The organism is Streptomyces goshikiensis (assembly GCF_014650555.1).
Classification (GTDB): Bacteria; Actinomycetota; Actinomycetes; order Streptomycetales; family Streptomycetaceae; genus Streptomyces; species Streptomyces goshikiensis.
On sequence record NZ_BMVE01000007.1, the window covers coordinates 162,930 to 176,497 of the forward strand.

The window sequence follows — 13,568 nt, forward strand, 5'->3', positions numbered from 1 at the left end:
GCTCCCGAACGGCCGTTGTCAGTGCCCGGACCTAGCGTTGCGTTCATGACCCGATCCGTTCAGGCACTCGCCTACGCGCGCTCTTCCACCCTCACCTCCGACGCGGGTGGCCGGCTCCTCGGGCTGGAGACCGCCGGGGGGCTCACCCCGGCCGGGGCCGAGGCCCATCCCCGGTTCTTCGCCGGGTTCCTGACCTCGCCCCAGGCCGCGGCCCGGGGGCTGCTGGCCGTCGCCGACGTCGCCGCCACCCGCTACCACCAGCGCACCCTGCGGGCCTCGCTGGACCCGGTGGTCACCGGCAACGGCGACCGGCTGCGGTTCGAGTCCTTCTCCGGATGCTGCGGCGTGTACGCCCGCCTCGATGTGCTCCAAGGCGGCCTCGACGGGGCCGACACCGGCCACGGCACCACCAACGTCGACGTCAACAACCCGCTGCGCGAGGCGCTTTCCCGGCTCGCCGGAGACGACCCGCTGCACCTGCGGGTCGGCCCCGACGAGCTGGCCGTCACCACCCTGGACGGCCCGGTCGTGGAGAAGAAGGTGCCGCTGCCCGACCGCTGGCTGCGCGGCTTCGCCGAGTCCCAGGTGATATCGGTCGGCTTCGACCTGCGCGCCGAGCTCACCGCCGCCGAGGCCGTACGGTTCCTGCGCGCCCTCCCGCGCACCGCCCCGGGCGCCGGCGCCGCCCGCGGCCCGATGTGGGTCGTCCCCGCCGGCCGCACCCTGCGGCCCACCACCCGGCCGGTCCCCGGCGCCGTCTGCCTGCCCGGACCCGACCGGCTCGCCGCGCTCCAGCGGGTCCTGCGGCACGCCACCGGCCTGCGCGTGTACGGCCCCGCCGCACACGACGGCGCGCCCACCGCCTCCGCCTGGGAGGTCACCATGCCCGGCATGCGGCTCACCCTCACCCTCTCCCCGGAGCCCGCCCGGGGCTTCTCCGGCGAGGGCGGCGTCCTGGAGGCGCTCGCCACCGACGAGGCCGCCGGGGACGCCGAGCTGGTCTCGGTGCTGCTCGCCTGGGAACCCCGTATCGACACCGCCGACCTCGCCGAGCAGTCCGGACTGAGCGTGCCCCGGGTGCGCGCCGCGCTGGCCCGCCTCGGCACGGCGGGCCGGGTCGGCTACGACGTCGCCGACGCGGCGTACTTCCACCGCGAGCTGCCGTACGACGGCGCCCGGGCCGAGCGGCACAACCCGCGGCTGGTCGCCGCCCGCGCGCTGCTGGCGGCCGGGGCGGTCCTCCCGGGGACCGGGGACACCTCCACCGTGGTGTCCGGGGACCGCCACTACCAGGTCCGCGAGGCGCCGGGCGGCGTCCTGAGCTGCACCTGCCAGTGGTGGGCCGACTACCGGGGCCGGCGCGGCCCCTGCAAGCACGCCCTCGCCGTCCGCATGGCGCGCCGCGCCACCCCCGCGCCCGCCCCGACAGCGCCCACCACGGCCGCACCCGCCGCACACGTTTCCGGAGCCACCCGATGAACCAGATCCTCGACGCGGTCCGCGCGGGCCGCACCAGCCTGCTCCCCCTCCTGATCAAGCGGCTCACCCTGCCCGAGCGCCGGGCCCTGCTCCCCGAACTCACCGCCCTGCGCAAGGAGGTCCGCGACTGGGACTGGGCCCGCCGCCGCGAACACGGCGGGGTCGCCTCCGCCCTGCTCGTCGCGGGCGCCGGCTGCCACACGGGCGCCGCCGCCGCGGCCGCCTGGATCGGCTCGCGCGACCTGGCCGAGGGGGGCGCGGCCCGGGGCAGCTCCCGGTGGGCCGGCCTGCTCGCCGTGCTCGGCGACCGCGAGCCCGCCTGGCTGGGCGACGTCGCCCACCGCCTCGCCGCCCGCGCCGTCACCGTCGAGGACAACTACCCGCTGATCCGGGAACTGATCGGGCTCGCGGACTGCCCCGTCCCCACCACCGACGGGTTCGTCCACGCCTGGGCCGAGGACATGGCCTTCGGCGGCTACCCGCGCTCCTCGCGCCACCTGCTCTCGGTGGCGCTGCGCGAGGATCCCCGGGCCGCGGAGATGGTGCCGCTGCTGTTCCAGACGGCCGAACCCGCCGCCACCCTGAACTGGTACGTCGATCCGCAGGCCCCCGACCACTGGCCGTCCGCACTGACCGCGCTCGTTCGGGAGGGCATCGTCGAGCGCCGGGTCCTGGTCGACGGCTGTGTGGCGCGGCTGCTGCGCGGCGGGCGCCCGGGCGGGCTGAAGTTCTACCAGGTGCTGCTCCAGCGCCTCGACCTCACCCCGGCGGAGCTGCGGGAGCACACCGCCGACTGGATCGCCATGACCGCCGACGCGCCGTCCGTGCTCGCCGGGCAGGCCCAGCAGGTCCTCGCCGGCCTGTCCGAGGCGGGCGAGCTCCCCGCCGAGCGGCTCGCGGAGATGTCGGCCGGGGTGCTGTTCCGCCCGGAGAAGAAGCTCGTACGCGCCCAGCTGGTGCTGCTGGGCAAGGCCCTGCGCCGCGACCGGGAGGCCCGGCACGTACTGCTCCCGGCCGTCGCCGCAGCGTTCGGGCACGAGGACACCGCGCTACAGGAGCGCGCCCTGGGGCTCATCGGCAAGCACCTGCGGCCCGGCGACGAGGAGCTGCGTACGGAACTCGGCTTCCAGGCCGAGCTGCTGAGCCCGGTCCACCGGCGGGCGGCTGCCGAACTCCTCGGCGCCGGGGGCGTCGACTTCGCCGACGAGCCGCCGTACGAGGAGATCCTGCCGCCCGCGCCGGTGCGCCGCCGTATGCCGGACCAGGCGCGGACGCTCTCCGAGACCGTCGAACTGGTGGCGGCCCTGTCCCGCTCCGCCGCCCCCACGGTCACCGAGTTCGAGTCAGCCCTCGACGGCCTGGTCCGCCACGCCCACCACGACCGGACGGCCCTGGCCTCGGCGCTGCGCCCGGCACTGGCCGACCGCTGGTGGGCGACGGGCGACCGGCAGGCCGAAGCCGGCCAGATCCACGGGCTGGAGCTGGTCGCGGCGGCGGTACTGGGCTGCGTACGCGCGTACGACCTGAGGCCCGGGAGCGTCCCCCAGAGCGCCGGCTACCACCAGAACTGCGTGCACAGCGTGCTGGGCGCGGTGGTCGCCGACCGGCTGCGGGAGGCGGCGCACCACGCGGTGAGCGGCACGCTGCCGTTCCTGCTCGCCACGCCCAGCTGGGACACGGGCTCGCTGGAGCCTCGGGAACTCGTCGAGCGGCTCGCAGCGTACGGGCGCCTCGGCGTCCGGCCGGCCCCGGTGGACTTCGCCCAGGCGCTGCTGCGGGTCCGGCGCGACCCCGCCGCCGCCGAGACCGCGCGGGCCCTCGGCACCCGGGAGGGCGAGCGGCTCGCGGCCTGGCTCACCACGGCCGGAGAGCCGCCCGAGCTGCTGCGCCGGGTCAGGGAGCCGGATCTGAGCCTGCGCGGCCACTGGTGGGACCGGGACTGGGAGACGATGCGGCGCATCGTGATCGAGACGGCCGAACGGCCAGTGCTCCAGAGCGAGTTCCCGCAGTCCTTCCACGGGCTCGGCCGGCCGCGCACGGGCAACGGCCACCGCTGCTACTGGGTCCCCGACGACGCCGCGTACGGCGCGGTGCTGCCCGAGGACCGCGAGACGCAGGCGGCCTGGCTGCTGCCCGAGGTGACGGTCTGCGCCGCCCTGGACGGGCGGGGCGCGGGCGCGCGGCTGTCGCGGCTGGCCGAACTCGGTGGCCCGGCGGGCCCGGCCGTCCACCTGGCGGTGGCCACGGGGCTCGGCGCCCGGCATCCCGAGGACCGGCTGGCGGCCGTGGACGCCCTGCTGGTGCTCGCGGCCCGGGGCGAGCTGGACACGGCGCTGCTCGGACAGGACGTCGCCGAGCTGCTGCGGCTGGGCACGGTCAAGCCCAACCGGCTCGCGGACGCGGCCCGTACGATCGCCGCGACCGGGGCGTACGCCACCACCTGGGCGGTGCTCGACGGGGCGCTGCCGGCGCTGCTGGCGGGCGGTGCCGGAGCGGCGCGGGGCGCCGGGGAGCTGCTGGCCGTGGCGGCGGACTGCGTGGAGCGGTCCGGGGCGGGCGGCCCCGGCCCCGAGGGCCTGGCGGCGGTCGCCTCGCGCGCCGGATCCTCCCGACTCGTCACACAGGCGCGGCGGTTGAGGGCGGCGCTGGCCGCGGCCGAACCGGAGGCCGTCGCACTGGTCTCGTAGGCCGGGCGGGGGCGGTGGCCGAGGCCCCGCCCCGCCCGGGCTCTTCTCAGGGGCGGTAGACGCGCAGCCCGGACACCTCGTAGGAGATCTCCGAGACTCCCGGGGCCGGGGGAGGGTGGTACCGCCCGGCGCAGATGGACAGGTTGACGATGAGGTAGGCGCGCCAGCGGCGGCCCACCCCGCGCCGGTCCGCGTAGACCTGCCGGCCGCCCACGTACCAGACGACCGAGTCCGAACCGAACTTGATCTTGAGGTCGATCCAGGCGCCGGGGGCGACGGCCGGATCCCGGTAGTAGGAGCCGCTCTGCCGCACGTGGTTGGAGAGCTCCAGCAGGTCCGGGTTGTCGGGGTGGTACTCGAAGACGTCCACCTCCTGGCCGCCGTCCCGCCAGGTCCAGATCGCGGGCCAGGCGCCGACCGCTTGCGGCAGCTTGACCCGCGCCTCCAGGGTGTCGTTCGCGCGGACCATGAAGCCCTCGGAGCTGCCCTCCGTGGTCAGCAGTCCGGTGTTCCAGTTGCCGTCGGGCCGGCGCGTGGCGCGAAAGACGCCGCTACGGCTGTACGAGGGATCCGAGACGAGGTGGTCGAGTTTGTTGTCGCCCGGATTGACCGGGCCACCGTTGGGATAGGCCCACGAGCGCCCGGCGACCCACTGGGACGTCGAGCCGAAATCGGCGGTGAAGACGGGTGCCGCGCTGGTGCGCCGGAACCGTGTGAGGAATTGCGAGATCACCCCGTTGATCTGCCCATGTCGCACAACGGTCATTCCCGTGATGCCATCCGAAAACACCATCGAAGCCGCTCTTGGCGGGTCACCGGCTGTTACCGTGCCAATTCCGGGTGTCGTTCCCACCCGGGGCGGGAAGCCGCCCTCCGGGACGACGGGCAGAATTGAGGGCGTGGGCCGCGTGCGGAAGGGGGCTCGGATGCCACCGGACCGGCCGTCGGACGACCGGGATCCCGGCCCGATCCGTTCCGAGCCGGGATCCCTGCTCGAACACGTCTCCGTGGCCGTCTTCGGCATCGACGAGGACAACCGGGTCGCGTACTGGGGCCCCGGCGCGCAGAGCCTCTTCGGCCACGAGGCCCGCTCGGTGCTGTCCCGGCCCGCGGCCGCCCTCTTCCCCGGCCCGGCCCCCGGCGCCCCCGCCTCCGCCGAGCACCTCACCGAGCGGGCCCGGGCCCTGGGCTACTGGCGGGTACGCCTGCCCGCCCTGCACCGCGACGGCTCCGTCTTCGACTGCGGTTTCCGCGTCTTCCCCGTCATCGGCCCGGACGGCGGCGGCGTCGTCATGGGCCTCGCGAGCCGCTCCGACGAGCTCGACCGGGTGAAGACCAACCTGTCCTTCCTCGACGCGCTCTTCGAGACCTGCCCCATCGGCCTGGTCATGCTCGACGAGGAGCTGCGCTACGTCCACCTGAACCAGGTACTGGCCGACATGGACGGGGTCCCCCTCGCCGACCACCTCGGCCGCCGGATGCAGGACATCATGATCACCTCCGACGGCGGCGAGTACCAGCGGATGCTGCGTTCCGTCGCCGAGGAGGGCCGGCCGGTCGTCAGCACGCTCGTGGGCCTGCGCACCCCGGGACACCCCGACCGGGACCAGGTGCGGTCGGTGAGCTTCTTCCCGCTGACCGGCGCCGTCGACACCCGGCGCGGGGTGGGCGGCCTCCTGGTCGACGTCACCGACCGCGAGCAGGCCATCCTGGAGGCGACGGCCGCCCGGCAGCGCCTCGCCCTGCTCGACCGGGCCTCGGCCCGCATCGGCACCACCCTCGACGTCCGCGTCACCGCGCGCGAGCTGGTCGAGGCCGCGATGCCGGACTTCTGCGACGCGGCCGTCGTGGAACTCGTGCAGTGGATGGCCGAGCCCGAGGTGTTCGACCCGGCGCTCCCCCTGATCACCCGCCGGATCGCGGCCGGCACCACCCTCGGCGACGCCGCCGTCGAGCTGGTGTCCGGGCTCGACACCGTCACGTACCCGCCGGACTCCAGCATCCACGAGATGCTGCGCACCGGGCGCCCCCTGTGCGTCCCGGTGAACGAGGACTTCGTGTCCCGGACCGTCGTGCACGACCAGCGCGCCCGGCTGCTCAGGGACAGCGGTCTGGCCGGCATCGTCATCGCCCCGCTCGTCGCGCGCGGCACCGTCCAGGGCGTCACCATGTTCGGCCGCTCCGCCGCCCGCCCCGCCTTCGCCGACGAGGACCTCAGCCTCGCGGGCGAACTGGCCTCCCGCGCCGCCCTGTGCCTGGACAACGCCCGCCTCTACAGCCGCGTCAAGGACATCGCCCTCACCCTCCAGCGGGCCCTGCTCCCCAGCGCCCCGGCGGCCGGCCCGTACGTGGACATCGCCCACCGCTACCTGCCCGGCAGCCACGTCACCGAGGTCGGCGGCGACTGGTACGACGCGATCAACCTCCCCGGCGACCGCGTCGCCCTCGTCGTCGGCGACGTGATGGGCCACGGCGTCCCCGCCGCCGCGGCCATGGGCCGGCTCCGGATCACCGCGAAGACCCTCGCGCGGCACACCGGGGAGCCCGGCGCGCTGCTCGAAGAGCTCGACGCCTGCGCCCAGGAGGCCGGCATCGAGTGGGCCACCTGCCTGTACGTCCGCTACGACCCGTACACCGGCCGCGCGACCATCGCCAACGCCGGTCACCCCCCGCTCCTCGTGCGCCACGCCGACGGAACCGTGGAGACCGTCGGTGACATGCTGGGCGTCCCGCTCGGGGTGGGCGGCGTACCGTTTCTGACCACGGAGGCCGAGCTGCCCGAGGGGGCCACCCTGGCCCTGTACACCGACGGCCTCATCGAGACGCGCGGCCAGGACATCGACACCGGCATGGAGGCGCTGCGCGCCCAGCTGCGCGGGAACGTGGACTCGCTGGAGGAGGCCGCCGACCGCATCCTGGGGAACCTGCTGCCCGACACGGCGACCGATGACACCGTCCTCGTCCTCGCGCGGGTGCGCCGTGCGGGACAATCGCCGGCATGAAGATCAACATCGCGAGCGTCTTCGTCGACGACCAGGCCAAGGCCCTGCGCTTCTACACCGAGGTGCTCGGGTTCCGGAAGAAGACCGACGTCCCCATGGGCGGCGACGTGTCCTGGCTGACCGTGGTCTCCCCGGAGCAGCCGGACGGCACCCAACTGCTCCTGGAACCCAGCGGGCACCGCGCCGTCGGCCCCTTCAAGGAGGCGCTCGTCGCCGACGGGATCCCCTGGACCTCCTTCGCCGTCGACGACGTCCACGCCGAGTTCCGGAGGCTGTCGCGGCTCGGCGTGCGCTTCGTCCAGGAGCCGGCCGAGATGGGCCCGGTCACCACGGCCGTCCTGGACGACACCTGCGGCAACCTGATCCAGATCGCCCAGATGCACTGACCGCCGGGCCTACCCGGCCGCCGCGCCGCCCCGGCGCGCGGTGACCAGCAGGTACTCCCACTCCATCGCCCCGTCCCGCAGCGCGCCGCCCGCCAGTTCGTCCAGGGCGCGGTCCAGGTCGGCCGTCTTGCCGGGGTCGTCGGCGATGTTCCGGTAGACCGCGATCGTCGGCCCGTACGTGGCCTTGAAGAACGTCCGGAACTCCTCGGGACTCCCGAAGTGGTCCACGCGGACGGTCCCCCGGCGCGCCTCGAACCCGCTGACACCGTCGCCGAGCAGCGTACGGACGTGCTCCTCCCGCCCCCACAGCGGCGGCGGCTGCGCCCCGGGCGGCGGGGGCGGCGCGTACGGCTTCATGGTGGCGAACATCTGCCCGATGAACCCCTCCGGGGTCCAGTTGACCAGCCCGATCGTGCCGCCCGGCCGGCAGACCCGGAGCAGTTCGTCGGCCGTCTGCTGGTGGTGCGGGGCGAACATGACCCCGACGCAGGACATGACCGTGTCGAACGCCCCGTCGGCGAAGGGCAGCGCCTCCGCGTCCGCCTCCTGCCAGCGCAGCTCGGCGCCGCGCGCCGCGGCCTCCCGCCGCCCCACCTCCAGCAGCTCGGGCGTGAGGTCGGAGGCGACCACGACCCCGCCGGCCAGCGCGGCCGGAACGGCGGCGTTACCCGATCCGGCGGCGACGTCGAGGACCAGGTCGCCGCGTTCGACCCCGCAGGCCTCCACCAGCACGGGCCCGAGGGCCGAGACGACCTCCCGGGCGACGGCCGGGTAGTCGCCGAGCGCCCACATCGTCCGGTGCTTCGCCTTGAGCGCCCGGTCGGCCTCGCGCGCGTCCGCCGTATCCGTCATGCCGTCCGCCTCCATCGCCTGGTGCCTCGCTCCTGCCTCTCCCGAGCATAGGAACCCGGGCGGGCCCCGGCCCGTCGAGCGGCGGATGGCGGTAAGCCGGACCGGGGCCCGGAGGTTCGGCGGAGTGCCGGCCGGCGGCGGGCACCGCTCCGTACAATGCCCGCCATGGGTACCGCGGAAGACCTCATCGAAAGCACCCGCGAACTGCTCTGGGAACGCGGATACGTCGGCACCAGCCCCAAGGCCATCCAGCAGCGCGCCGGCGTCGGCCAGGGCAGCATGTACCACCACTTCACCGGGAAGCCCGGCCTCGCGCTCGCCGCGATCACCCGTACGGCCCAGGAGATGCGCGCATCCGCCGAGGCCCGGTTCACCGCGCCCGGCACCCCGGTCGAGCGCGTCGCCGCGTACCTGCGCGGCGAGCGGGAGGCCCTGGGCGGCTGCCCCGTCGGCCGTCTGAGCCAGGACGCGGACGTCATGGCCGACCCCGTCCTGCGCGCGCCGGTCGTCGAGGCGCTGGCGTGGCTCCGGGGCCGGCTCGCCGAGCTGCTGGCGCAGGGGTGCGAGCGCGGTGAACTGCGCCCCGGGCTGGACCCGGAGGCGACGGCCGACGCCATCACGGCAGTGCTCCAGGGGAGTTGGGCGCTCACCCGCGCGGCCGGGAGCGGTGAGCCGTTCGCCGACGCGGTCGACGGGATCCTCGCCGTACTCGCCGCGACCCCTGCCCCTGCCACTGCGGCGGAGCCCGCTCCGGGGACCGCCTGACGGGCGGTCAGGCGGCGGGCGGTCAGCGCGGCACCGGGCCGCCCCGGTCCGAGACCCGCAGGATCCGCAGCGCCAGCTGGATCTCCAGGGCGCGCGCGGGGGAGTTCCAGTCGTCGCCCAGGATGTTCCCGATCCGCTCCAGGCGCTGCACGACGGTGTTCACGTGCACGTGGAGCGCGCCCTTCGTCCGGGTCAGACTGCTGCCGTGGGCGAAGTACGCCTCCATGGTCGCCACCAGCTCCGTCCCGCGCCGGGCGTCGTAGTCGACGACCGGGCCGAGCACCTGGCGTACGTACCCGCCCACGTCCGTGCGGTCGCCGAGGAGCACGCCCAGGAAACCCAGGTCCGCCAGGCCCGCCCCGTAGCCGGTGTGACCGAGCGCGTGCAGCGCCTCCAGGCAGCGCAGCGCCTCGGCGTACGCCTCCGGGAGGTCCCCCGGGCCGGCGGCCGGACCCGCCGCGCCCGCCGTGACGGGGGCGCCCAGCGCCTTGCCGAGATCGGCCGCGAGGGACCGCGCGAGGACACCCGGTTCCGCGGCCGGAGCCAGCAGTACGACCCGCCCCTGGTACAGGCCGGCCAGACCGTCGCGGGCCTGCGCGTGCCGGGCCGCCTCCGTCGCCAGCCGGGACCGCAGCGCCGCCTCGCAGTGCAGGACAACGACCGCGTGCGGCCGGGTGAGGACGACCCCGAGCCGGCGCGCCCGCAGGCTGTGGCTGCCGGTGTCGCGCGGGCTCCCGGGCTGCCCCGGGGTGAGCAGATCGCCGAGCAGCTCGCCCCGTACCCGGTCCTCGGCGTGGGCGATGGACCGGCGCAGCAGGAGCAGCAGCGCCGTCACCAGCCCCGCCCGCTCGAACAGCCGCCGGTCGCTGTCCGCAAGGTCGGCGCGCCCCACGAGGGTGATGCCGCCGAGGAGTTCCGGCCCGGCGAGCACCGCGCAGACCCACGCCCCGTCCACGGCCACCGCCCGCCCGCCGGACCGCGAGGCCGCCAGCCCGGACGCGGACGGGCCGAGCGGATCGGTACCGACCCGGGCGAGCTCCACACCGTCGGCGTCGTGCACCACCAGCCCGCCGCCCAGCAGCGTCGCGACCTCCCGCGCCACATCGGCCACGTCGCCCCCGCGCAGCACCAGATGGGTCAGGCGGTCGTGGGTCTCGGCCGCCAGCCGCATCGCCTCGCTGTGGGCGCGGGCCCGCTCGGTCGCGGCGTTCAGCTCGACCAGGGCGGCGCGGGTCTCCTCCAGCAGCCGGGCGCCGTCGATGGCGACGGCCGCGTGGTCCGCGAGGGAGGCCAGCAGGGCCACCGCGTCCGGCGCGAACTCGCGCACCTCGCGGTCCGCCGCGTACAGCACGCCGATGACGCGGGTGCCGACGCGCAGCGGAACGCCGAGGATGCCGCGCAGCCCCTCCTCCCGCACCCCGCTGTCGATGGTCCGGGTGTGCCGGAACCGGTCGTCGCCGCGGTAGTCGGAGCTGGCGTACGGGCGGGCCGTCTGCGCGACCAGGCCGCCCAGCCCCTCGCCCATGCCGAGGCGCAGCTGCTGGAAGGCGGCCGAGACGGAGCCGTCGGTGACCCGCATGAACGTGTCCCCGGCGACGGGGTCGTTGAGGGTCAGGTACGCGACGTCCGTGCCCAGCAGCATCCTGGCGCGGTGGACGATGGCCCGCAGGACGGCGTCGAGATCGCGCAGGGCGGCCAGATCGCCCGCGGTGTCGAACAGCGCCGTGAGCTCCGCCTCGCGCCGGCGGTGCTGGTCGAGGGTCCGCCGGATCTCCAGCGCCACCCCGGTGGCCTCCTCGACGGCCCGCTGCTCACCGGCGCCCGCCCCGGCGCCCCGGGCGGCGGCGGCGGGCCGGGCGAACTCCTCGGCCGGCGCGCCGCGCCGCAGCAGGTCCAGCAACTCCCGTACGGGGTCCATCGCGGAGGTCATGCGGACAGTGTGCCCGCCGCGTCCTTCCGGTCGTACCCCGGTGCGGGTGCCGGGGCCGTGCCCGTACGCGCCAGGTCGCGGCCCCGGGTCTCGCGGGCGAAGGCCACGGTGAGGGTGGTGACCACGGCGGCCGCGCACAGGTACAGCGAGACGGGCAGGGACGAGCCGTGGTCCTTGAGGAGTTCGACGGCGACGATGGGCGCGAGCGCCCCCGCGACGATCGAGGCGAGCTGGGAGCCCATGGAGGCACCGGAGTAGCGGACCTCGGTGTCGAACAGCTCGGAGATGAAGGCGGCTTGGGGCCCGTACATCGCCCCGTGCAGCAGCAGGCCGGCGGTCACGGCCGCGGTGATGACGACGAACGACTCCGAGTCGACCAGCGCGAAGAACGCGAACGCCCACACGGCCATGCCGGCCGAACCGATCAGCGTCACCGGGCGGCGCCCGATCCGGTCCGACAGCGCGCCCCAGGCGGGGATGGTGACGAAGTGGACGGCCGAGCCGATCAACACCGCGTTCAGGGCGGTGCTCTTGGGGAGACCGAGGTGGGCGGTGACGTAGACGAGGAGGAAGGAGGTGAGGACGTAGTACGAGATGTTCTCGCCGAACCGCGCCCCGACGGCGGTCAGCACCTGCCGCCAGCTGCGGCGGAACACCTGTACGACGGGCAGCTCGCCGCGCGCTTCGCCCGACGCGCCGCGGGCGGCCTGCGCGGCGAGGAACACGGGGGACTCGGACACGGACAGCCGGATCCACAGGCCGACCACCACCAGGACACCGGAGAGCAGGAACGGCACGCGCCAGCCCCAGGCCAGGAACGTCGCGTCCGACTGCACGGCGGCGAGCAGCGCGAGCACCCCGGTGGCCAGCAGGTTCCCGCCGGGCGCACCGGACTGGGGCCAGGAAGCCCAGAAGCCGCGGTGGCGGTCACCGCCGTGCTCGGAGACGATCAGCACGGCCCCGCCCCACTCACCGCCGAGGGCGAACCCCTGGACCAGCCGCAACACGGTGAGCAGGATCGGCGCCCCGACCCCGATGCTCGCGTGGGTCGGCAGCAGCCCCATCGCGAAGGTCGCCCCGCCCATCATGAGCAGGCTGAGGACGAGCAGCTTCTTGCGGCCGAGCCTGTCCCCGAAGTGCCCGAACACCACCCCGCCGAGCGGCCGGGCCAGGAACCCGATCGCGTAGGTGACGAAGGCGATCAGGGTCCCGGTCAGCGGGTCACTGGTGGGGAAGAACAGCTTGTTGAACACCAGCGCGGCGGCGGTGCCGTAGAGGAAGAAGTCGTACCACTCGATGGTGGTCCCGATGAGGCTCGCCGCGACGATCCTCCGGATTCCGGTTGGGGACGGTGCGGCTGTTGCGGGGGAGGACATGTGCACCACTTCCGGGGTCTGCAGGGACGTTTGGCGTGGCCACACCATAGAAGCCCGCAGTTCGGCGGCGTATGTGGCGGGACATCACATTCAGGCGCCACCCTGTGTACGCGACCGCCACATCGCCGACATGGATGCCCTGAAAGGCTGCGGGAACCACCCCCCCGACACCTGCCGGAATCGCTTGGATCAGCCCCCTCGGCACTGCCCGTCCGGTGATGCGGCCTCGCCAGGCGACGTCACGGGGGCTGGGTAGCGGTCACGGCGTTGGCATCGCCGGCCGGGCCGAGTCGGACCGCGTCAAGGATCGGAGTTCCGGGGAGGTCCTTGCGGCCTGCGGCCTTCCGCGGGCCGTTCAGGGTGAGGGCGTGTGCGGAGCGGGGCCGGGGGCCGGGCTCCGGGTGAGGCGCCGCGTATGCGTGGTGGTGGGCATGGGCCGGTCCGGCTCGGGGGCGGTCTCCCGCGCCAAGCCGTTGAAGGTGGCGAAGACCAGGCGTTCGGTCTGGAATTCGACGCCTTGCCGGTCGTCGATGTGTACGAGGCCGTCGATGAGCAGGACGGCCAGGCCGTGGATGGCGGCCCAGACCACGAATTCGGCGCCCGGGCGGGCTCCCGAGGGCAGGTGGCCCGCGTCGGTCAGACGGTCGAGTTCGGTGGTGAGTACGTCGTGCGGGTGTGGCGATACGGCGGACTGCGCCGGGGTGGCGCCGCCGCGGAAGACGAGCCGGGCGACGGCCGGGTCTTCGACGGCCCAGGTGACATAGGCGCGTCCGCACGCGGCGAGACGTTCGGGACCCTGCTCCGGCGCTGCCTCCATGGTCTCGCGCAGGCGATTCCCCAGCCGGGCCAGCACGACCTCGGACAGGGCGGATACGAGTTCGTCACGCGAGCCGAAGTGGTGGTAGGCGGCGCTGGGGCTGACACCGACCCGCGCCGATGCCTCACGCAGCGACCAGCCGTCGACACCCCGCTCTCGTACGAGGGTCTCCGCGGCCTCTAGCAGGGCGCCGCGCAGGTCCCCGTGGTGGTATCGCTTCCTTGCCATGCCTCCATCTTAGCGGTGTTCACATTGCGTGTTAGGCTCCGCCTGA

Annotated in this window: 10 protein-coding genes; 5 read left to right on the forward strand and 5 right to left on the reverse strand. The window is 74.8% G+C overall.

The features are described from left to right. Window positions 1-45 precede the first annotated feature (45 nt). A complete protein-coding gene (locus tag IE248_RS21815; RefSeq protein WP_190031452.1) occupies window positions 46-1,479 on the forward strand; it encodes an SWIM zinc finger family protein in 1,434 nt (477 codons plus the stop codon). Further along, complete coding sequence (locus IE248_RS21820) at window positions 1,476-4,166, forward strand: DUF7824 domain-containing protein (RefSeq protein ID WP_190031453.1); 2,691 nt, start codon at window positions 1,476-1,478, stop codon at window positions 4,164-4,166. Before IE248_RS21815 ends, IE248_RS21820 begins: the two co-directional genes overlap by 4 nt. Window positions 4,167-4,212: 46 nt before the next feature. On the opposite strand, the gene IE248_RS21825 is transcribed toward IE248_RS21820, so the two are convergent. Continuing rightward, a complete protein-coding gene (locus IE248_RS21825; RefSeq protein WP_229895448.1) occupies window positions 4,213-4,932 on the reverse strand; it encodes a glycoside hydrolase family 16 protein in 720 nt (239 codons plus the stop codon). Between the two features lie 160 nt (window positions 4,933-5,092). Here IE248_RS21825 and IE248_RS21830 point away from each other — a divergent pair, with 160 nt between their 5' ends. Next, window positions 5,093-7,168 (forward strand): SpoIIE family protein phosphatase, encoded by a 2,076-nt coding sequence (locus tag IE248_RS21830; RefSeq protein WP_190031454.1) that lies wholly within the window; start codon window positions 5,093-5,095, stop codon window positions 7,166-7,168. Continuing rightward, a complete protein-coding gene (locus tag IE248_RS21835) occupies window positions 7,165-7,554 on the forward strand; it encodes a VOC family protein (RefSeq protein WP_037796989.1) in 390 nt (129 codons plus the stop codon). Before IE248_RS21830 ends, IE248_RS21835 begins: the two co-directional genes overlap by 4 nt. 9 nt (window positions 7,555-7,563) lie before the next feature. Here IE248_RS21835 and IE248_RS21840 read toward each other — a convergent pair whose 3' ends face one another. Further along, window positions 7,564-8,406, reverse strand: a complete 843-nt coding sequence (locus IE248_RS21840; RefSeq protein WP_073794457.1) for a class I SAM-dependent methyltransferase — start codon at window positions 8,404-8,406, stop codon at window positions 7,564-7,566. Window positions 8,407-8,571: 165 nt separating this feature from the next. Between IE248_RS21840 and IE248_RS21845 the strand changes: the two genes are divergently transcribed. Continuing rightward, window positions 8,572-9,171, forward strand: a complete 600-nt coding sequence (locus IE248_RS21845) for a TetR/AcrR family transcriptional regulator (RefSeq protein WP_190031455.1) — start codon at window positions 8,572-8,574, stop codon at window positions 9,169-9,171. Between the two features lie 22 nt (window positions 9,172-9,193). On the opposite strand, the gene IE248_RS21850 is transcribed toward IE248_RS21845, so the two are convergent. From IE248_RS21850 to IE248_RS21860, 3 genes are all read right to left on the reverse strand, one after another. Next, the gene (locus IE248_RS21850) at window positions 9,194-11,101 is read right to left on the reverse strand and encodes a helix-turn-helix domain-containing protein (RefSeq protein ID WP_190031456.1); all 1,908 of its coding nucleotides are present in this window, start codon (window positions 11,099-11,101) and stop codon (window positions 9,194-9,196) included. Beyond that, complete coding sequence (locus IE248_RS21855) at window positions 11,098-12,477, reverse strand: MFS transporter (protein ID WP_073794008.1); 1,380 nt, start codon at window positions 12,475-12,477, stop codon at window positions 11,098-11,100. The genes IE248_RS21850 and IE248_RS21855 overlap by 4 nt, the downstream gene beginning before the upstream one ends. A 355-nt stretch (window positions 12,478-12,832) precedes the next feature. Beyond that, the gene (locus IE248_RS21860) at window positions 12,833-13,522 is read right to left on the reverse strand and encodes a TetR/AcrR family transcriptional regulator (protein ID WP_190031457.1); all 690 of its coding nucleotides are present in this window, start codon (window positions 13,520-13,522) and stop codon (window positions 12,833-12,835) included. Window positions 13,523-13,568 lie beyond the last annotated feature (46 nt).

Bases quoted from the DNA above. Each gene is read 5' to 3' on its own strand.
- IE248_RS21820 (WP_190031453.1), top strand. From the start codon at position 1,476: ATGAACCAGATCCTCGACGCGGTCCGCGCGGGCCGCACCAGCCTGCTC.
- IE248_RS21840 (WP_073794457.1), bottom strand. From the start codon at position 8,406: ATGACGGATACGGCGGACGCGCGCGAGGCCGACCGGGCGCTCAAGGCG.
- IE248_RS21825 (WP_229895448.1), bottom strand. From the start codon at position 4,932: ATGACCGTTGTGCGACATGGGCAGATCAACGGGGTGATCTCGCAATTC.
- IE248_RS21845 (WP_190031455.1), top strand. From the start codon at position 8,572: ATGGGTACCGCGGAAGACCTCATCGAAAGCACCCGCGAACTGCTCTGG.
- IE248_RS21830 (WP_190031454.1), top strand. From the start codon at position 5,093: ATGCCACCGGACCGGCCGTCGGACGACCGGGATCCCGGCCCGATCCGT.
- IE248_RS21815 (WP_190031452.1), top strand. From the start codon at position 46: ATGACCCGATCCGTTCAGGCACTCGCCTACGCGCGCTCTTCCACCCTC.
- IE248_RS21855 (WP_073794008.1), bottom strand. From the start codon at position 12,477: ATGTCCTCCCCCGCAACAGCCGCACCGTCCCCAACCGGAATCCGGAGG.
- IE248_RS21860 (WP_190031457.1), bottom strand. From the start codon at position 13,522: ATGGCAAGGAAGCGATACCACCACGGGGACCTGCGCGGCGCCCTGCTA.
- IE248_RS21835 (WP_037796989.1), top strand. From the start codon at position 7,165: ATGAAGATCAACATCGCGAGCGTCTTCGTCGACGACCAGGCCAAGGCC.
- IE248_RS21850 (WP_190031456.1), bottom strand. From the start codon at position 11,101: ATGACCTCCGCGATGGACCCCGTACGGGAGTTGCTGGACCTGCTGCGG.